This is a genomic window from Sporosarcina thermotolerans (genome assembly GCF_030067815.1).
Classification (GTDB): Bacteria; Bacillota; Bacilli; order Bacillales_A; family Planococcaceae; genus Sporosarcina; species Sporosarcina thermotolerans.
The window spans coordinates 2,037,336-2,056,006 of sequence record NZ_CP125968.1 but is presented as its reverse complement, the minus strand read 5'-3'; the positions used below and the strand labels follow the sequence as shown (position 1 = coordinate 2,056,006).

Sequence of the window (18,671 nt, the reverse complement as noted above, 5' to 3'; positions counted from 1 at the left end):
TCTCCATCACACCTTCCAATATCGATTTTACAGGCTCAAAAGTTTTCCTATGCTGTGCACACGGCCATGGATACGGAGAGCTTCAACGTGCTCTGGCGTACCGTACCCTGCATTCTTTTTGAATTGATACATTGGGTAACAAGTATCAAGCTCGTCCATCAAATCATCCCTTGTCGTCTTTGCCAATATAGAGGCAGCTGCTATCGCAAGACTTTGTGCATCCCCTTTAATAATTGATTCACAACGGCAGTTAACTTTAAGTGCCATTGCATCTGCCAAAACAATCGATGGATAGACAGATAAATTATTTACAGCTGTCTCCATCGATTCCCTCGTCGCAGCATAAATATTCACGGAATCTATCCGTTCCGCTGATTGAATATGTATTGAATAACTAACTGCAATTTCTTTTATCAAGGATGCTAGACGATTCCTTTCCTGCTTTGGCGTCTTTTTTGAATCATCAAGACCTAAAAGACAGTCTACTTCGTCCGGCAAAATAACAGCGGCGCAAACAACGGGACCCGCTAAAGGCCCACGTCCCGCCTCATCTACACCCGCAACCAATTCCGTATCGGCTACCTTATAGCTATCATCAAAGTCGATTTTTTCTTGTAGCATTTTTTTCAATTGCTGTTTCTTCTCAAATTTTCGATACCAGCGTTCCAACTCCGTTTTCACACCGATACGATGATCGGTTTCAAGTTCCTTCATCCATTGTTGAGGTATTTCTGTTGATTTTAATCGCTCGGAGATTTCTTTTATCGTTTTCATGTTTTTCCCCTTTTATATGTATATCGCCTTATCTTTTTTATCGGCAAAAGCAGCGCTACGTTTATTGCCCTTAATAGAAAAAGGCCGATTGTCACGGAATTATTCCGTAACGTTATCGACCATTTCCTCTTGTTCTCGTCTGTAAAATCGAATGTTAACTTGCCTAACAGTTCGCTGCGTATGTCCAACACAATCAATTCAGCTACTTTGTCATAATCAATTTCCCCGCCTTGAATATACGCCTTGCGGGACTCACCTATCGTATTGAAGACCGCTTGGATATCTTCTCCAACCGTTTTTATGCCATATCGTTTTTCGAGCCGATCGGGATAATGCGTTTCTAAAAAACGCAGTCCGTATACAGCAAGGTTTTCCATATTAACAACTGTATCTTTAATCGCGCCTGTTAAGGCAAGTTTGTACCCGACCGCTTGATCTTCGAATTTCGGCCATAGAATTCCTGGGGTATCCAATAATTCAAGTTCTTTTTCAAACTTGATCCATTGCTGTGCTTTTGTTACACCTGGCTTATTTCCCGTTTTAGCTATATTTTTCTTCGCCAAACGATTTATTAATGTTGATTTACCGACATTCGGAATTCCGACAATCATTGCACGGATGGCTCCAGGTCGGATACCTCTTTTTTTCATACGCTCAATTTTCGGTGCCAGTATCTCCTTTGCCGCCTTCGTCACCGTTTGTAGGCCTTTTCCTTCAAATGAATTGATAGCGACAGCCCGAATACCTTCTGCTTCAAAGTGTTTAATCCAGCGGTCTGTCTCTTTTTTCATCCGCAAGATCCATCTTATTTAATATCAATAATCTCGGTTTTTGTTGAATAACCTCGTCAATCATTGGATTCCTTGATGAAAGGGGTAATCTGGCGTCTATCAATTCAAATACGATATCGACAAGTTTCAATTGTTCCGTAACTTCCCGTCTTGCTTTGGCCATATGGCCGGAAACCATTGAATCGTCAATGTACTCAACCCCTTTCTTTACTCCACCAATCCGAAATCTGCGATTGGCCAAAAAAAAATTTTGTACTTCCTATGATTTCATCGATAGGAACCGCTCCGATATGTCTCGAATCCTTACTTTTTCGGCGATTATCTCCATAACGAAAACATGACCTTCCGGTACGGTCATCCTATCAATTTTCTCTTCAAGAGTAAAATCTTCAGTTAATGGGCCGTCTGTGACCTCTGCTTTGTATTGGTCAAGATAAGGTTCTTCCTGTGGTACATCATTGATATATAAAATATCATCCCGGTATTCAACCTTGTCTCCAGGAAGCCCGATGACCCGTTTAATATAATCCTTTTTTTCAGGGGCATGGAAGACGACAATATCGAAACGATCGGGTTTACCAGTGTGTAACCGATTTTGTTTACGATCATTTTATCTCCATGCTCAAGTGTCGGCATCATTGAAATACCGTCTACTACAATTGGTGTAAATAGAAATATTCGAATGACTGCTGCCAACCCGAACGCGATTAATAGCGCTTTAATCCATTCCCATGTTTCATTTTTCTTCTTTTCCTCATTCATCGTCAAAGCCTCCCGCCGAACTACTATAGCTATTGTACCGTTTTATCATATTTCAGGCAAAAACAAAAGCACAGGGTGGCGGTTAGCCTCGACAGGCATAAGGCAGCGGAAGGCAGTCTAAGTGCGCGACGTCCTGTCGCGACGTCTGCACACCTGCATCCATGCAGGCGCTTTTTTGCCGTGTAGCAGAGCTGACTTATGACCCGAGAGGCTGCCACCCAGAGCTGGATGCAAAACAAAAGCGGAGGGTGGCGGTTAGCCTCGACAGGCATAAAGCTGCGGAAGGCAGTCTAAGTGCGCGACGTCCTGTCGCGACGACTGCACACCTGCATCCATGCAGGCGCTTTTTTGCCGTGTAGCAGAGCTGACTTATGACCCGACAGGCTGCCACCCAGAGCTGGATGCAAACAAAAGCACGGGGCGCCTGGAGTTAACAACAAAAAGAAAGGAGACCATTTTCTTTTGGCCTCCTTTTGCTACAAAAAGAAACAGCGGAGAGATGCTCTCCGCCGTTTGCATATTATCGGATTTCTTTGATACGTGCAGCTTTTCCGCGTAGGTTGCGAAGGTAGTACAATTTCGCACGGCGTACTTTACCACGACGAGTTACTTCAAGTTTAGCAATTTTTGGTGTGTGTACAGGGAATGTACGTTCAACACCAACACCGTTGGAGATTTTACGAACTGTGAAAGTTTCACTGATTCCGCCTCCACGACGTTTGATAACGACACCTTCGAAAAGCTGGATACGCTCACGCGTGCCCTCAACGATTTTCACGTGCAAGCGGACAGTGTCCCCAGGACGGAAATCAGGATGATCTGTACGAAGTTGGTCTTTTGTTACTTCTGCAATAATGTTTTGCATGATTTTCTCTCCTTATTCACAGATGCTCTTGCACTTCTTGCCTTTGCAGCGGAACACCAGTCAGTTTGTACTCCCCATAGAAGTACATAGTAGATGATAACATATTAGAATGGCTTGTGCAAGCGTGAAATTTAGTAAGGCTAACAGTTGATTTACGCTACAGGCGGACGCTTTCCGTGGGGCGCGGGTGAGCCTCCTCGTCGCTTCGCTCCTGCGGGGTCTCACCATTCGCGCTAAATCCCACAGGAAAAGCCGTAACAAAGAACGGCTTTTGCGAACAAAAGCGAAGCGTTGAGAGCACATTTTTGCACTTCGCCGCCTTTAGCTTCAATCAACGGAAATACTTCATAATAAAGTTTTCTATCTACCACAATCACGCATAAAGTCAGTGAGATGCGCATAAATCGCGTCAGATACGCATAAGTTCTGCTTTATGCGTTTTTCGACAGATTTCTGCGTTTCTCGTGGCTTTTATGCGTGTTTGATCACTATTATGCGTTATTTTATTGATTTTCTTCCTCATACAAACGTTTTAAGTACTTTTGTTGATGTTCCGTCAATGGTGCATTAGCCAAAAGGTCTCTTCTTCGTTCAAACGTCCTTTTCAATGACTGTTCTTGCCGCCATTTTTCGATTTCGGCGTGATTTCCTGATAGAAGGACATCTGGGACTTTCATTCCTCTGAAATCGGCAGGTCTTGTGTATTGCGGGTGTTCGAGTAGTCCAGTCGAGAATGAATCATGTACAGGCGAATCCGTATTGCCCAACACATTTGGTAGGAGTCTTACGACGCTGTCGATGATTGCCATTGAGGCAATTTCTCCGCCAGTCAGAACGAAGTCGCCGAGCGAAATCTCGTCCGTGACAAGATGCTCGCGTATGCGCTCGTCGTAGCCTTCGTAATGCCCGCATAGGAACACGAGATGTTCTTCCTTTGAAAGTTCCTCAGCCTTCTGTTGATTGAATGTGGCACCTTGAGGGCACATCAGAATGACACGCGGCTTGTTAGATGCATCAAGTGCCAGTGATTCGACAGCGGCAAATAAAGGTTCAGGCTTTAATACCATTCCAGCTCCACCGCCGTATGGGTAATCGTCGACTTTATGATGCTTGTTGCCCGAGAAGTCCCTGAAATCGGTCACTTTAAAAGAAACCGCTTCGTTCTCCTGCGCTTTTTTCATGATGGATGAATGCAGGACCCCTTCGAACATTTCTGGAAATAAGGAGAGAACATCTATTTTCATCATGAAAGAAGACCTTCCATTGGTTCGATGACGATTCGTTTTTGTTCGATATCTACCTCTAAAACCACGTCATCGATATAAGGGATGTAATGTGGCTTTCCTGTTTTTGGTGTGACTGTCCATACATCATTGGCACCTGTTTCGATGATTTCAGTCACTTCACCAAGCTCTTCGCCTTTATCCGTATAAACTGTGCAGCCGACGATCTCGTGGTAGTAGAATTCCCCTTCCTCAAGATCTCCAAGCTGCTTTTCAGAGACTTTTAATATGCCATCTCTGTATTTTTCTACGTCACTAATATTGATATGACCCTCAAATGTCAGAAGGTCAAAGTTTTTATGGCGGCGATGACTTGCAACAATCAGCTTGATTGGTTTTTTTTCATTTGACATGAATAAAGAAAGTTCATTCCCGATAGCGTATCTTTCTTCAGGGAAATCGGTACGGGAAATGACTCTGACTTCACCATGTATTCCGTGTGTGTTGACGATTTTTCCAACATTGAACCATTGCATGTAATACACCTTCCTTTCTTTCAGAACATAATCGTAAATAGACAAAAAGGAGGGAACATGAGCTCCCTCCTTTTTCACAGGTTTTCGGAAAAGTTCCGGTGAGCCTGTTGTTTAGTCTGATCTTTTGCTTTCGCTTTCAATCAGTCAATGATATCAAGGTAAACTTTCTTACCGTGGTGACTGCCTGCCGCTGAGTAAACAATAGTACGTATCGCTTTCGCAACACGTCCCTGCTTTCCGATCACTTTCCCCATATCTTCGGGATTGACGGAAAGTTTGTAAGTGACTCGATGATGTTGTTCATCTTTATCGACCTGAACATCTCCGGGATGATCGACTAAAGGTTTGACAATCGTTTCAATCAGCTGCTTCATGTCCACCCTCCTGATTATTTACCGTATTTAGCGTTATGGAATTTCTCCATGATGCCTTGCTCTGAGAACAGGTTACGAACTGTATCAGATGGCTTAGCACCGTTTTGAAGCCATTTAAGCGCCAATTCTTCGTCGATTTTTACTTCCGCAGGTTTTGTAAGCGGGTTGTAAGTACCAACTGTTTCGATTTGACGACCATCACGTGGTGAACGTGAATCTGCTACTACAATACGATAGAAAGGAGTTTTCTTAGCTCCCATACGTTTTAGACGAATTTTTACTGACATTTTTACTTGCACCTCCGAATAGTTTCACACAAGATAGTATATTATCAAGGTTTTTCATGTTTGTAAAGTGTTTTTTCTTAACACCTTAAATTAATGCGTGAAATCAACAGTTTCACCTAAAAAAAGAGTCGAATCCAGGCATTTTCATTTTCTTTTTACCCTTTTGTTGCATATTGGTCATCTGTTTGACCATTTTTTTCATGTCTTCAAATTGCTTCAACAGTCGATTCACTTCCTGGATGGATGTTCCAGACCCTTTTGCAATTCTTTTCTTTCTGTTTGCGTTGATGATTTCCGGAGTTGTTCTCTCCACCATTGTCATAGATCGAATGACTGCCTCCACGCGACCCATCTGACTTTCGTCCACTTGGGCGTTTTCAAGGCCTTTTATTTTATTCATACCAGGCATCATTTTCAGAATCTCGTCAAGAGGTCCCATTTTCTTCACTTGCTGAAGTTGGTCCAAAAAGTCGTCGAGCGTGAAAGTTTGCGTACGGAACTTCTGTTCAAGTTCCTTCGCCTTCTCCTCATCGACATTTTCTTGAGCCTTTTCAATAAGTGACATGACGTCGCCCATCCCTAAAATCCGGGAAGCCATACGCTCGGGATGGAATGGTTCAAGTGCGTCCATTTTTTCTCCCATACCAACGAATTTAATCGGTTTTTGGGTAACGGAACGAATAGACAATGCTGCACCACCACGGGTGTCGCCGTCTAATTTTGTTAAAACTACACCAGTAATTCCTATTGCTTCATCAAAAGATTTAGCGACATTGACCGCGTCTTGCCCCGTCATCGCATCTACAACCAGGAACACTTCGTCAGGTTTGCTTAAAGCCTGTATATCCTTAAGCTCCTGCATCAGTTTCTCATCGACATGCAATCGTCCAGCTGTATCGATGATGACAACATCATGATGTTCTCTTGCTGCTTCCTCAAGTGCTTGACGCGCGATTTCAACCGGTGACACGTCAGTTCCTAAAGAAAAGACAGGAAGCGTCAATTGTTTGCCAAGTGTTTGCAGTTGCTGGATTGCGGCTGGACGGTAAACGTCAGCGGCAACTAACAATGGTTTTTTATTATGACGTTTGCGAAGAACTGTCGCAAGTTTTCCGGTAGTCGTCGTTTTACCTGCCCCTTGCAGTCCGACCATCATGATAACAGTGGGCGATTTCCTTGCGAATTGGATCGGGTTCTGCTCTCCGCCCATCAAATTCGTCAATTCATCTTTAACGATTTTCACGACTTGCTGGCCTGGTGTCAAGCTCTTCATCACATCTTGACCAACCGCCCGTTCACTTACCGTCTTGACGAACTCTTTAACGACTTTCAAGTTAACGTCTGCCTCGATTAGTGCGAATCGCACTTCTCGCATCATTTCTTTGACGTCTGCCTCACTGATTTTACCTTTGCCCTTTATTTTCTGAAGCGTCCCTTGCAGGCGCTGGGCCAAACCTTCAAATGCCATGCATAGACCCCCTACTCATGTTCTTTAAATGCAGTCAACAGGACCCTTACTTTTTCGGATGGGCCATTGTCATCAGATAAAAGGTGTTCAAGCTCGTCAACAAGCTCCATCCTTTTTTGGAATTTCGAAAAAAGATTCAATTTATTCTCATAGTCTTCCAACATAGCTTCTGTTCTTCGGACATTGTCGTAAACCGCTTGCCTTGAAACCCCATATTCCTCGGCAATTTCACCAAGTGAAAGATCATCAAGATAATAAAGCTGCATATAAATGCGCTGCTTATCGGTCAACAAAGTCTGATAGAAATCATAGAGGAAGTTAACGCGCGTCGTTTTTTCAAGCATCCCGCATCGCCCCCTCTGCCAATCTTAATATTCCCTGCAAGAACTGTCAAGTGAATTTACTTGTCTAATAATGCCGAGGAAGGCGTTTAACTGCGACGGGCGATGGAGGGCTGGAGATAAAGACGCTTTTTGTCATTATTCTCCAGACCGAAGAGACCGTAGCAGTTGCCTTCCGAAGCCGGATTGAACGATTACTCTTCCGCTTCCATTTCCAAGCCTTCCGCAAAGAGCCCGTAAACGTATTTCTCCGGGTCAAATGGTTGCAGATCATCCATTCCTTCACCCAGTCCTACGAATTTAACAGGGATATTCAGCTTGTTGCGGATAGCTAAAACGATTCCGCCCTTGGCTGTCCCGTCAAGCTTCGTTAAAACAATTCCAGTTACATTAGTTGCTTCTTTGAATGTCTGCGCCTGAATTAATGCATTCTGCCCAGTAGTTGCGTCTAACGCAAGAAGGACTTCATGAGGCGCTCCTTCAACCTCTTTACCAATCACACGGTGAACTTTTTCCAATTCATTCATCAAGTTTACTTTATTTTGCAATCGGCCAGCAGTGTCACAGATCAGGACATCCACCTTTCGATTTTTTGCTGCACGAATCGCGTCGTACATGACAGCTGCAGGATCAGATCCTTCCGATTGACGGATCACTTCTACACCGACCCGTTCACCCCAAACAACAAGCTGATCGATTGCACCTGCACGGAATGTATCCCCCGCCGCAAGCATGACTGTCTTTCCTTCGTCTTTTAGACGGGCTGCAAGTTTGCCGATAGTCGTCGTTTTCCCGACACCGTTGACTCCAACCATTAGAATTACTGTCAAATCATCTTGTATATTCAGATTCGTATCAAGTTCCTCACCGGCTTTGTATATTTCCACCAACTTTTCGGAAATGACAGATTGAATACCATCTGTATTCTTTATATTTTTCCTCTTAACTTCCCATCGTAGCTGATCAACAAGCTCCATCACGGTTTCAACACCGACATCGGCTTGTAATAGAAGCTCCTCTAACTCTTCAAAAAAGTCCTCATCCACTTCACGGAAGCGTGCAACGAGATCATTAACTTTCGAAGTGAAGGAATCGCGTGTCTTCGTAAGCCCGTCTTTGAACTTTTCTGTTACAGCTTCGTTTGTTCCCGTGATTTTCTCTTTAAGTTTCTTGAAAAATGACAATCCACTCTCTCCTTTTCACCATGCTATTTGGTTATCTATCCTACTATTTCTGCAGGCACTTCAGACAATTGTACTGAAATCAATTTCGAGACGCCAGATTCCTGCATTGTAACACCGTAAAGGACATCCGCACCTTCCATCGTACCCTTTCGATGGGTGATAACGATGAATTGAGTATTGTTAGAGAACTTCTTCAAGTACTTACTGTAACGGATGACATTTGCTTCGTCGAGTGCCGCCTCAACCTCATCCAAAATACAGAATGGAACAGGCCGCACTTCAATGATGGAAAACAATAAAGTAATCGCTGTAAGCGCTCGTTCCCCGCCTGATAATAGACTTAGGTTTTGGAGCTTCTTACCTGGTGGCCTTGCAACAATTTCAACTCCTGTATCCAACAAGTTATCAGGCTGCGTAAGGATCAAATCCGCATCCCCGCCACCGAACATCTCCTTGAAAACAGTATGGAACCGACTTCTCACCGCATTAAATGTCGTACCGAATCTCATTTCCATTTCCTGATCCATTTCTGACATTGCTTCATTCAACGTGTTTTTGGCCTCTAAAAGATCATTCCTTTGCTCTGTCAAAAATGCATGACGTTCAGACACTTCTTGAAACTCCTGAATAGCGCCAGGGTTTACTGAACCTATCGAATCAAGTTCACCCTTCAGTTGCTCGACACGGATTCTCGTCCTGTCCACATCAAAATCATCATCATTTTCAAAATCAGGATAGAGTCCATACTCGTCCAATAAACGGTTTGTGATAGATTCATATTTTACTTCAAGACGTGAAACGGCCACATTTATTTCATTAAATGCCGAGACAGCTTTGTTTTCCTCGATTCGCATACTTTTCAATGAATGCTCTTGCTGCTCCAGGCCATCTGATAGTCGATTCCTCGTTGCCCTTTCATCCAACAATGTTTGTTCAATCTTTGTCTTTTCCATTGCAGATTTCTCTATACGTGAAGATATCTCTTCCGGTGACAGTTCGATGCCATTTTCATCCTCAGAATACAGACGTTGTTCAGCAACAAGGGTAGAGATTCTTTGCTCCAATTGGGCAAACGTCCTGTCCATTTCCTCCATCAAGGATTGCTGATGTCCTTTTTGCTCCCTAAGGATTGCCGCCTTCTCCCGAAGTTCTCCATTCCTTGCAATGAAAGCAGCTTCTTCGTTCCGTCTATCGGAAGCCAACCGCTCTAATGTCTCCACTTCCTTTTGAATCGACTCGAGTGAAGATTTTATCGCAATATGCTGTTCAAGTAATTCCGATTTTCGTTTTGTTAACTCGGAACCAATATTTTCCGAACCAGCTTTTCCTTTTTCAGCAATGAAAATTTCCGATTCGATTGCCCTGACTTCAACATCCAATTCTCGGATACCAGAATCAATTGAAGACATTTCCTCACGGATGCCTTCCAACTGTTGGCGGTATTTTTCGGCATCGTGCATATGCTGCGCTACATTCATTTTGGAGTCGCCCATTTTTTTCGTTGCAGTTTTTATGGAAGCGTCCATTCGTTCAAGCTGTGCACTTAGGGCATCCAATTCAGCTTTCCGTGAAAACACGGTCGACTGACCTTTTGCACCACCACCTGTTAGAGAACCACCAGCGTTAACCACATCCCCGTCAAGGGTAACTATCCGAAACTTGTATCCCAATGTTTTCGCAATGGCGGATGCCCCGGATAATGTCTTTGCGACTAACGTCATACCAAGGAGGTTTTCAATGATGGCTGTAAATACAGGTTCTGTTCTCACGAGTTGGTCTGCTGTTCCGATGAATTCCGGTGCCCCTCAACAATACGAATAGATGCAGGTGAAATTTTTCTCGATCTTATAACATCTCGTGGTAAGAATGTTGCGCGTCCCGCATTTTTCTTTTTCAAATAACCAATAGCATTTCGTGCTTCAACTTCGGATGCCGTAACGATATGCTGCATGGCACCACCCAAAGCAGTCTCAACCGCTTTGATGTACATATCTTCTACACTAATAAGTTCCGCGACTGCCCCATCCACTCCGCGTAATTGACCTTCTTTATTTGCGACTAACACAGCCCTTACGCCTGAATAAAAACCTGAAAAGTCAGCCTCCAAGCTTTTAAGAGCACGCAATCTTCCTTGCATTTCAGATTGCTTGTTCATTGCGGTTTGCATGAATTGCTGTTGGTTTCTTAGTCCGTTTCAGATTCCTGGAAAAGTCCATTGGAATAGTTGTATGCAGCTTCAGCTTGAGCTCTTTTTTCATTCATTGAAGCCTTAATGGTCAATAGGCCCGATCGTTTTTCGGTCAATTCATTAAGTTTGCGTTTTAAAACTGTTGTTTGTTCAACAATTCTGTTCGCTGAGGACTTCTCCCCTGTAAACGTTCATCGATATGTTTCAAATCGTTTCTCACTGTCGCTTCTTCATTTAAAAGATCGATATAAGACGACTTCAGCTCATTGATTTCTTCTTCGGTTTCTTTAACGGATCGTTTCAGAATTTGGGAAATCTCATTCATTTCAATTTGTATCTTATTTAAATCCGAAGAAGTAATTTCCATTTTCTCCTTCATCGCAGCTATTTTAACGACAAGATCCTCTTTATCCTTTTGAGCAATCCCTAATTCATTGTTGATGCGGTTGATATGTTCTTTCGTGTTCCTTTGTTTTTCGAGGGTTAAGAGTCGGCGTCCTTCCCATCTCTCAGTTTCGGCGCTTATTTCGACCAATTGTTTTTGGAGCAATTCAATTTTTCGATCCGCTTCCGCCAATTGGGATTTCAATAAATTCGACTGTTGCTCGGCTTTTGCGATTTCTTTTTCAAAACCTTCGCGTTGGACTCGTTTCTCTTCCAGTAATTTGGTCTTCGCAACTATTTCATTGCGTAATTTAGCACCATCAAAATTCAGGAGACGGACATCAGCCTCCCTGATTTCCGAGGACAAAATCCCGTGTTTCTCAGCTGCTTTCGCATTTTTTTCAAGTGGCCCGATTCGATCATCCAATTCCTTTAAAATATCAAGGACACGATCTAAATTATCTTCGGTTTCAAAAAGCTTATGTTCAGCTTTTCTCTTTCTTGTCTTATATTTTAAAACCCCTGCTGCTTCGTCAAAAATACTCCTTCTATCTTCTGGACGGCTATTTAAGATCTCATCAACCCGGCCTTGAGAAATGATTGAAAAAGCTTCTTTTCCCAATCCTGAATCCATGAAGACATCATTAATATCTTTCAGTCGGCATTGCTGACCGTTCAATAAATAATTGCTTTCACCCGAGCGGAAGACGCGTCGGCTTACACTAATTTCCGTGTAATCCAGCGGAAAAGCCCGTTTGTGTTATCAAGGATCAACGTAACTTCCGCGTAATTCAGCGGCTTCCTTGAATCACTACCCGCAAAAATGACATCTTCCATTTTGGCACCCCGTAGGGATTTTGCTGATTGTTCACCAAGCACCCAACGGATTGCATCTGTGATATTACTTTTCCCACTGCCATTCGGTCCGACAATTGCGGTCACGCCCGGTACAAAATCGATTCCAATCCGCTCGGCAAATGATTTAAATCCGATAATCTCTACTCTTTTAAGAAACACAATCAGTTCTCTCCTTCGGCCTCAATGCCTTTTAATACATGAATGGCTTGACGGGCCGCATCCTGCTCGGCTTCTTTTTTCGACCTTCCAATACCTGTTCCTAATTCACGATTTTCCAATCTAACGACGGTGACAAACTTTTTCGCATGCGCAGGACCTTTCTCTTCAACAATCTCGTAATTCAGGTTGCCATGATTGGTCTGTTGAACAATCTCCTGTAGGCGACTCTTATAATCCATCACATGCGAAAAAGCACCGTCTCCAATTTTCGGAAAAACTACTTGTTCAAGGAAAGTAGTCACTGGTTCCATTCCTTGATCCAAAAACAATGCTCCGATAAATGCTTCAAAAACATCAGCAAGCAGAGCTGGCCGCGTTCGACCCCCTGTTTGTTCTTCACCTTTGCCAAGTAAGATAAAGTCTCCGAAATGGAGTTCATTGGAGAATTTGACTAATGAGGGCTCACAGACAATTGCCGCCCTAAGTTTCGTTAGCTCGCCTTCGCTCATATCCGGTTCAGTTGCAAATAGAAAACGAGAAACACCAAGTTCCAATACAGCATCGCCTAAGAATTCAAGTCTCTCGTTGTCCGAGAAATTTTTACGACGATGTTCATTTACATAGGAAGAATGTGTAAATGCATTGTAAAGAAGCGATTCATCCTTAAATTGGATAGAAAGTCGATCTTGGAGTCCTTTAAATTTTCTTCTCACTTCGACTGGGAGTAGCGAGGAGGCATATTTATATTTCTGTTTATTATTCATCGCGATTCTGCCTTTCACTTCATAGTTCTCTTAATTTTACACGGTTCGTGCCTTACATGCAAAACCGAAAAGAGATACTTTCATTCCTTTTCTTGGTTTAAGAAAGGAAGAAAGCATCTCGTTGGAAATTCATTCATATTAGTTGAAGTATTAATGAGCCCATTTTTTCGGTTTTACGAATAAATGAAATTAATTCACTTTTTCTTCGATATATTTCACAGCGTCACCGACAGTTCCGATCTTTTCAGCATCGTCATCGGAAATTTCCATATCGAATTCATCTTCTAATTCCATAACAAGCTCAACGACATCCAAAGAGTCTGCGCCGAGATCATCTTTGAAAGAAGCTTCAGGTTTTACTTCGCTTTCATCGACACCAAGACGGTCGACAACCACTTTCGTTACACGTTCAAGTACTGACAACATAGTCACCTCCTCTCAAGAAAAGCGTAAGCGGCCTGCTTAGGTGCTACAGGCATAAGACACAAGGAAGGCAGTCTAATTTCGCCACTTCCTGTGGCAACGACTGCATACCCGCATCCTGTGGGCACGAAGCGGCGCTTTTTGCCGCACTGCCGGGCTGGCTTATGACCCGAGCACCTGGCCGCTGAAGCTGGACAATAATATTGTACAGGTTATTACATTACCATACCGCCGTCGACATGAATAGTTTGTCCTGTTATATAATTTGCATCGTTGGATAGTAAGAACGCAACTGTTCCTGCGACGTCTTCGGCTGAGCCTAATTTGCCTAAAGGAATGGAGCCAACATTTGCGCTTTCACGTCTTCAGGAAGAGCGTCTGTCATGTCAGTCGTTATGAAACCTGGAGCGACTGCGTTAACAGTAATGTTTCTTGAAGAAAGCTCTCTCGCAGTTGTTTTTGTTAAGCCAATGACACCTGCTTTTGCTGCGACATAGTTCGCTTGTCCAGGGTTGCCGATGACGCCGACGATTGAAGCGAGATTGACGATTTTTCCTGCACGTTGTTTCATCATTTGGCGAGTGACAGCTTTTGTGCAGAGGAATACGCCTTTTAGGTTGATGTCGATAACATCGTCCCATTCGTCCTCTTTCATGCGCATTAAGAGATTGTCTCTTGTGATGCCGGCATTGTTCACGAGGAAGTCGATTGAACCGAAGTTTTCCATCGTTGCGTCAATCATTTGTTTCACTTGATTGGCGTCTGAAACGTTCGCTTGGATTGCAAATGCATCGCTACCAGAATCCTTAATCAGTTGGACAACTTCTTCAGCTTTCTCTGCTACCGCCGTAGTTGACGGCAACTCGAACACCCTCACGACCTAATAATATAGCAATCTCACGTCCAATTCCTCTTGAAGCACCCGTGACAATCGCCGTTTTCCCTTCAAATCTTCCCATCTTATTCCCACCCTTTCGCTGCATCAATGACTGCTTGTAATGTCTCTTCGTCATAGACTGGGAGCACTGTAACAGATCGATCGATTTTCTTTACAAGTCCACTGAGCACTTTTCCTGGACCACATTCGATGAAATGCGTAACTCCAAGGTTGATCAGTTCACGTACCGAATCTTCCCAACGAACTGGAGAATAAAGTTGTTCAACTAACAACTGCTTGATCACTTCACGGTCGGAAACAGTTTCTGCATTCACATTCGCTACAACTGGGATAGAAGCGTCTTTCATTTCAACTTCTTCCAAAGCTTTTTTCAGACGTTCCGCAGCTGGCTTCATGAGGGATGAATGGAATGGTCCGCTCACATCAAGTGGAATCGCTCTTTTCGCACCTGCCTCTTTAAGTGCCACACAAGCTTTTTCGACACCTGCTTTTGTGCCTGATATGACGATTTGACCTGGGCAATTCAAGTTCGCCGGTTGGACGGAATCTCCTTCTACCGTTATGGCGTCCGTCACTTCTTGTAGCTTCTCGCTATCCAATCCAAGAATGGCTGCCATCGCGCCTTCACCCGCAGGTACTGCATCATTCATGAATAAGCCGCGTTGATGGACAACGGAAACTCCATCTTCGAATGATAGAACTCCCGATGCAACAAGAGCTGTATACTCACCAAGACTGTGTCCTGCCGTATAGTCAGGTGTAATGCCGCCTTCAACAAGCTTCGAAGCGATCATTGCTCCTACTGTCAAAAGTGCAGGCTGCGCATTGTACGTTAATGTCAGTTCCTCTTGAGGTCCTTCTTTGAGTAATTTGCTTAAACCGAACTGCAAAACTTCATCAGCACGTTCGAGGAAATTTCCACCGCTATTGAAAAGCTCTTCTCCCATTCCTACGGATTGTGAACCTTGACCCGGGAATATAAACGCTATTTTCGTCACTCCGCCTCCACCTTTCCAACTGTCCTTCCAATTGTTCCACAGACATCGTATTTAACCATCGTCCTAGCTTGTCTAATTGCATTTAATATCGCATTGGCATTAGACGAACCATGCGCTTTAATGACAGGAGAATTTAAGCCGAAGAGACCAGCTCCCCCATATTCCGTGTAATCCATCTTCTTTTTTAATCCCCGTAGGCCATCCTTGACCATTGCAGCGGACAGTTTTGATTTTAATGAAGCGCCGTAAACTTCCTTCAACATCGTGAAGAAGCTAAGAGCTGTACCTTCAATCGTTTTAAGCACCATATTTCCTGTAAAACCGTCGGTAACAACGACATCTGCCGCTCCACTTAATAAATCCCTCGATTCCACATTACCGATAAAATTGATCGGCGCCTCGGAAAGAAGATCATATGCAGCTTTCGTCAATTCATTTCCTTTGCCTTCTTCGGTACCAATATTCAATAGTCCTACACGTGGCCTTTGAATTCCACGGACTTTTTCGGCATAAATACTTCCCATAATTGCGTATTGCTGTAAATGGACCGGTTTGGCATCGGCATTGGCTCCGACATCCAAAAAGACGAAACCTTGACCTTCTATAGTTGGTAGTGTCGGTGACAGTGCAGGACGGTCAATACCTTTTATACGACCTACAACGAATAGACCTGCCGCCATAAGTGCGCCGGTGTTTCCAGCCGAAACACAAGCATCTGCCTCTCCATCCTTTCCTGCTTGTGCCATTCTCACCATTGATGCATCTTTTTTCTTTCTGATAGCTCGAACGGGTTCATCATCTGGTTCAATCTTCTCTGAACAATGGAACACTTTTAACCGATCATGTTCTTTTAAATACGGAGCCATCATTTCTTCATTTCCATAAATATGTATATGTATATCTTCAAATTCATTTAGACTTTGGAGAGCGCCTGCGATGATTTCACCCGGTGCGTTATCTCCGCCCATTCCGTCTAATGCAATAATCATTTTACTTCACTCCTACTGTGGTTCGTAGTCTGGTACATCTGGAATTCACCTGTGAAAACCGTTTCGTTTTCAACTGTAGAAACGACATCGACGAATGTCCTTTTCTCATTTGAACGCTCTTTATCCACAGTGGCGCGTGAAATTACACGGTCACCCGATCTAACTGGCTTCAAAAAATTGAGTGTCGATGTGACTGTCAAGGCAAGATCATCATCTAATACTGCTACGGCCAAAGAGTTCGCCTGCGCAAATAAATGATGGCCACGGGCTATTCCGCTTCGTCTGAAGACATGATCATCAGTAACATCGAATATGGAAATCGCCCTCTTGTCCAACTCGATGTCAACGATTTCACCGATGACTTCATCAGACTGAATGGATTTCACCTCTGCATCGATTGTTCGTGCAGCTACCGTTTTCAATCGTTCACGTAATTCCGGAATTCCACATTCCAATCGATCTAAGCGAATCGTCTGGACGCTTACTTTAAATTGCTTGGACAATTCTTCGTCTGTCAGAAAAGGATTTTGTTCGAGGCTCATTTCAAGCTGGCGTTGCCTCTCCCTTTTTGGCATTCTCACTCGTTTCACCCTTCCGGATTAGCACTTGGTACTAATACCAGTATATTATCATAGTTCATCTTTGATTTCTACAAAACATTGATGAAGAGTTCTCTTTTTTCTATGATGAAGTTCTCGTTTCCTCCCCATAATTTCTCATTCTAATGCAATAAGTTCTCGTATAACCAAGACCAGTTCCCGTTCGGTGGCAAAAGGTTCTCATTTAACCCCGAATATTTCTCATTCTCAGGCAAGGAGTTCTCACCCATAGCCTGTTGAAACGGTCAGCTGATTTTGCGATTCTTCGATCGGTTGGATGGAAACGGAAAAAGATTGTTCGTATTCTGATCGTTGAAGTTCTATTGATTTCGATACTTCCCGTCATTCCGTTTTCAATTGTGAATCGTTCGTTTGCAATCGGGGATGGCTACCAAAGCATTTTCCTATTCCTGATTTTATTCTTGATCACTGGAATCAGCTACTATTCCGGCAGCCGCCACTCCATTATACAAACACCGCGGCAGGCTTTGAACAGTGAAGTGAAGGACAGCAGGGCTTTCCGACTTTTGAATATTAGAAGCATTACCGGATTTGCATACAATCAAATGTTCCGTAGACCGGCACGTTTTTTATTGCTTGCCCTTGTAATTGCGATGACATCGTTCATGATTTTCATTATCCTATCGACACAACAATCACTGCAGAATGAATTGCATGTAAGTTTTGTCGGGAAACGTTAAACGTGCAACTTTCCGGACTTCAAAATCTGTATGTGGCAATGGGGATAATCCTCACAACTGCCGTCATGCTTTTATTAATTTACTTGAACTTGTCTGAACGGCAAAAGGAATTTCACGTCTTAAAAGCAATCGGTTGGAAGTTCAAACGCGTGCGGATTTATTTGATCATCGAGGCGATTGGCATTTCAGCAATCGGAACAATTGTAGGGAGTACAGCAGCGCTCATCCTTTTGTTGCAAGTCCCTTCCTTCCAGATTACTTGGTGGATCGGCATCCTTGTTTTAGCTATGCCCGTTCTGCAGCAGTTGATATTTACGTTGCTTCTTGTCACGATGATGAACCGGAAAGGAACTTCCATGCTTAAGGAAGCTTGAATGCCGGTAAGGAGATGATAGAAATGATTGATGTGAAGAATGTCAAAAAAAGCTTTATTACCGGAAATAGCAAGACAATAATTTTAAATGATGTTACTTTTTCCATTGAACGCGGTAGATATGTTGCGATCACCGGTCCATCGGGTTCTGGTAAATCTACGTTACTCAATGTTATAGGCGGCCTTGAACCGATAGATGGCGGAGAAATCTACATTAACCGGGATCCAGTCCATCGAATGAATGACGATGAAATGGCGGAAATGCGTGCGAGTATCATCGGCTATGTGTTTCAACAGTTCCACCTGTTGCCGACAGCTACCGCATTAGAAAATGTAATGATGCCGCTGTTATCGACAACTTCATCCAAAGAGGTTGTGGAACTTGCAAAAGAATCGCTCAAACGCGTCGGTCTTGAACACCGAATGAATCACCTGCCAAGCAAACTTTCCGGTGGTGAACAACAGCGGGTTGCAATCGCCCGCGCGATGGTCATTAAACCAAGGATATTATTGGCGGACGAACCGACAGGAAATTTGGACTCCGAAACAGGAAAGCGAATCATCGATTTAATTGAAGGTCTTCGTGAGGAGCAAAAGATGACTATCGTATTAGTGACACATGATTTGGATCTCGCAGCAAGAGCGGATTCCATCATCCATGTGCGAGATGGGGAAGTAGGGTATATTGAACAGAATTTGGCGGAAAAGGTAACACAGGCATAATTCCAAATT

19 protein-coding genes and 4 pseudogenes are annotated in these 18,671 nt (G+C 43.5%); 3 read left to right on the top strand and 20 right to left on the bottom strand.

Annotated elements, in window-relative coordinates:
- Positions 1-27 precede the first annotated feature (27 nt).
- The 20 genes and pseudogenes from rnhB to fapR all read right to left on the bottom strand — a co-directional run bounded on the left by rnhB (position 28) and on the right by fapR (position 16,847).
- Positions 28-774, bottom strand: coding sequence for a ribonuclease HII (gene rnhB, locus QNH10_RS11715; protein WP_347177871.1), 747 nt, complete (start codon positions 772-774; stop codon positions 28-30).
- Positions 771-1,754 (bottom strand): annotated as a pseudogene (gene ylqF / locus QNH10_RS11710) (ribosome biogenesis GTPase YlqF). The gene rnhB and the pseudogene ylqF overlap by 4 nt, the downstream one beginning before the upstream one ends.
- Positions 1,755-1,772: 18 nt before the next feature.
- Positions 1,773-2,327 (bottom strand): annotated as a pseudogene (gene lepB / locus QNH10_RS11705) (signal peptidase I).
- A 520-nt stretch (positions 2,328-2,847) separates the two neighbouring features.
- The gene (rplS, locus tag QNH10_RS11700; protein WP_283731704.1) at positions 2,848-3,192 is read right to left on the bottom strand and encodes a 50S ribosomal protein L19; all 345 of its coding nucleotides are present in this window, start codon (positions 3,190-3,192) and stop codon (positions 2,848-2,850) included.
- 503 nt (positions 3,193-3,695) lie between these two features.
- Positions 3,696-4,436 (bottom strand): tRNA (guanosine(37)-N1)-methyltransferase TrmD, encoded by a 741-nt coding sequence (gene trmD / locus QNH10_RS11695; RefSeq protein WP_283734623.1) that lies wholly within the window; start codon positions 4,434-4,436, stop codon positions 3,696-3,698.
- Positions 4,436-4,951 (bottom strand): ribosome maturation factor RimM, encoded by a 516-nt coding sequence (gene rimM / locus QNH10_RS11690; RefSeq protein WP_283731703.1) that lies wholly within the window; start codon positions 4,949-4,951, stop codon positions 4,436-4,438. Before rimM ends, trmD begins: the two co-directional genes overlap by 1 nt.
- Before the next feature lie 140 nt (positions 4,952-5,091).
- Positions 5,092-5,325, bottom strand: coding sequence for a KH domain-containing protein (locus QNH10_RS11685; RefSeq protein WP_283731702.1), 234 nt, complete (start codon positions 5,323-5,325; stop codon positions 5,092-5,094).
- 14 nt (positions 5,326-5,339) lie between these two features.
- The gene (gene rpsP / locus QNH10_RS11680; RefSeq protein ID WP_060209070.1) at positions 5,340-5,612 is read right to left on the bottom strand and encodes a 30S ribosomal protein S16; all 273 of its coding nucleotides are present in this window, start codon (positions 5,610-5,612) and stop codon (positions 5,340-5,342) included.
- Positions 5,613-5,724: 112 nt separating this feature from the next.
- A complete protein-coding gene (gene ffh / locus QNH10_RS11675; RefSeq protein WP_283731701.1) occupies positions 5,725-7,080 on the bottom strand; it encodes a signal recognition particle protein in 1,356 nt (451 codons plus the stop codon).
- A gap of 11 nt (positions 7,081-7,091) precedes the next feature.
- The gene (locus QNH10_RS11670; RefSeq protein WP_283731700.1) at positions 7,092-7,424 is read right to left on the bottom strand and encodes a putative DNA-binding protein; all 333 of its coding nucleotides are present in this window, start codon (positions 7,422-7,424) and stop codon (positions 7,092-7,094) included.
- A gap of 191 nt (positions 7,425-7,615) precedes the next feature.
- A complete protein-coding gene (ftsY, locus tag QNH10_RS11665) occupies positions 7,616-8,605 on the bottom strand; it encodes a signal recognition particle-docking protein FtsY (RefSeq protein WP_283731699.1) in 990 nt (329 codons plus the stop codon).
- 35 nt (positions 8,606-8,640) lie between these two features.
- Positions 8,641-9,690 (bottom strand): chromosome segregation SMC family protein, encoded by a 1,050-nt coding sequence (locus tag QNH10_RS21160; RefSeq protein ID WP_430541117.1) that lies wholly within the window; start codon positions 9,688-9,690, stop codon positions 8,641-8,643.
- 680 nt (positions 9,691-10,370) lie between these two features.
- Positions 10,371-10,730 (bottom strand): hypothetical protein, encoded by a 360-nt coding sequence (locus QNH10_RS11655; RefSeq protein ID WP_283731697.1) that lies wholly within the window; start codon positions 10,728-10,730, stop codon positions 10,371-10,373.
- 837 nt (positions 10,731-11,567) lie between these two features.
- A pseudogene (locus QNH10_RS21155) lies at positions 11,568-12,194 on the bottom strand (chromosome segregation SMC family protein); the annotation flags it as partial.
- 2 nt (positions 12,195-12,196) lie between these two features.
- Positions 12,197-12,958, bottom strand: a complete 762-nt coding sequence (gene rnc / locus QNH10_RS11640) for a ribonuclease III (protein ID WP_283734622.1) — start codon at positions 12,956-12,958, stop codon at positions 12,197-12,199.
- 189 nt (positions 12,959-13,147) lie between these two features.
- Positions 13,148-13,384 carry an acyl carrier protein gene (locus QNH10_RS11635; RefSeq protein ID WP_060209057.1) on the bottom strand — a complete coding sequence of 79 codons (237 nt, stop codon included), beginning with the start codon at positions 13,382-13,384 and terminating at the stop codon, positions 13,148-13,150.
- Between the two features lie 212 nt (positions 13,385-13,596).
- A pseudogene (gene fabG, locus QNH10_RS11630) lies at positions 13,597-14,340 on the bottom strand (3-oxoacyl-[acyl-carrier-protein] reductase).
- 1 nt (position 14,341) lies between these two features.
- Complete coding sequence (fabD, locus tag QNH10_RS11625) at positions 14,342-15,277, bottom strand: ACP S-malonyltransferase (protein WP_283731694.1); 936 nt, start codon at positions 15,275-15,277, stop codon at positions 14,342-14,344.
- The gene (gene plsX, locus QNH10_RS11620) at positions 15,274-16,266 is read right to left on the bottom strand and encodes a phosphate acyltransferase PlsX (protein ID WP_283731693.1); all 993 of its coding nucleotides are present in this window, start codon (positions 16,264-16,266) and stop codon (positions 15,274-15,276) included. Before plsX ends, fabD begins: the two co-directional genes overlap by 4 nt.
- Positions 16,263-16,847: a transcription factor FapR gene (gene fapR, locus QNH10_RS11615; RefSeq protein WP_283731692.1), complete on the bottom strand. Its 585-nt coding sequence runs from the start codon at positions 16,845-16,847 to the stop codon at positions 16,263-16,265. The genes plsX and fapR overlap by 4 nt, the downstream gene beginning before the upstream one ends.
- 254 nt (positions 16,848-17,101) lie before the next feature.
- On the opposite strand from fapR, the gene QNH10_RS11610 reads away from it, so the two are divergent.
- Genes QNH10_RS11610 through QNH10_RS11600 form a run of 3 tightly spaced genes read left to right on the top strand, consistent with a single transcriptional unit; the run spans position 17,102 to position 18,662 of the window.
- On the top strand, positions 17,102-17,566 hold the full coding sequence (locus QNH10_RS11610) for an FtsX-like permease family protein (protein WP_283731691.1): 465 nt from the start codon (positions 17,102-17,104) through the stop codon (positions 17,564-17,566).
- A gap of 2 nt (positions 17,567-17,568) precedes the next feature.
- Entirely contained in the window at positions 17,569-17,940 is a 372-nt protein-coding gene (locus tag QNH10_RS11605; RefSeq protein ID WP_283731690.1) for an FtsX-like permease family protein, read from the top strand.
- 23 nt (positions 17,941-17,963) lie between these two features.
- Entirely contained in the window at positions 17,964-18,662 is a 699-nt protein-coding gene (locus QNH10_RS11600) for an ABC transporter ATP-binding protein (protein ID WP_283731689.1), read from the top strand.
- Positions 18,663-18,671 lie beyond the last annotated feature (9 nt).

Excerpts from the sequence above, each read along its gene's own strand:
- rnc (WP_283734622.1), bottom strand. The coding sequence starts at position 12,958 with ATGAATAATAAACAGAAATATAAATATGCCTCCTCGCTACTCCCAGTC.
- trmD (WP_283734623.1), bottom strand. The coding sequence starts at position 4,436 with ATGAAAATAGATGTTCTCTCCTTATTTCCAGAAATGTTCGAAGGGGTC.
- QNH10_RS21160 (WP_430541117.1), bottom strand. The coding sequence starts at position 9,690 with ATGGACAGGACGTTTGCCCAATTGGAGCAAAGAATCTCTACCCTTGTT.
- plsX (WP_283731693.1), bottom strand. The coding sequence starts at position 16,266 with ATGATTATTGCATTAGACGGAATGGGCGGAGATAACGCACCGGGTGAA.
- rplS (WP_283731704.1), bottom strand. The coding sequence starts at position 3,192 with ATGCAAAACATTATTGCAGAAGTAACAAAAGACCAACTTCGTACAGAT.
- rpsP (WP_060209070.1), bottom strand. The coding sequence starts at position 5,612 with ATGTCAGTAAAAATTCGTCTAAAACGTATGGGAGCTAAGAAAACTCCT.
- ffh (WP_283731701.1), bottom strand. The coding sequence starts at position 7,080 with ATGGCATTTGAAGGTTTGGCCCAGCGCCTGCAAGGGACGCTTCAGAAA.
- QNH10_RS11600 (WP_283731689.1), top strand. The coding sequence starts at position 17,964 with ATGATTGATGTGAAGAATGTCAAAAAAAGCTTTATTACCGGAAATAGC.
- rnhB (WP_347177871.1), bottom strand. The coding sequence starts at position 774 with ATGAAAACGATAAAAGAAATCTCCGAGCGATTAAAATCAACAGAAATA.
- QNH10_RS11635 (WP_060209057.1), bottom strand. The coding sequence starts at position 13,384 with ATGTTGTCAGTACTTGAACGTGTAACGAAAGTGGTTGTCGACCGTCTT.
- rimM (WP_283731703.1), bottom strand. The coding sequence starts at position 4,951 with ATGCAATGGTTCAATGTTGGAAAAATCGTCAACACACACGGAATACAT.
- QNH10_RS11670 (WP_283731700.1), bottom strand. The coding sequence starts at position 7,424 with ATGCTTGAAAAAACGACGCGCGTTAACTTCCTCTATGATTTCTATCAG.
- QNH10_RS11685 (WP_283731702.1), bottom strand. The coding sequence starts at position 5,325 with ATGAAGCAGCTGATTGAAACGATTGTCAAACCTTTAGTCGATCATCCC.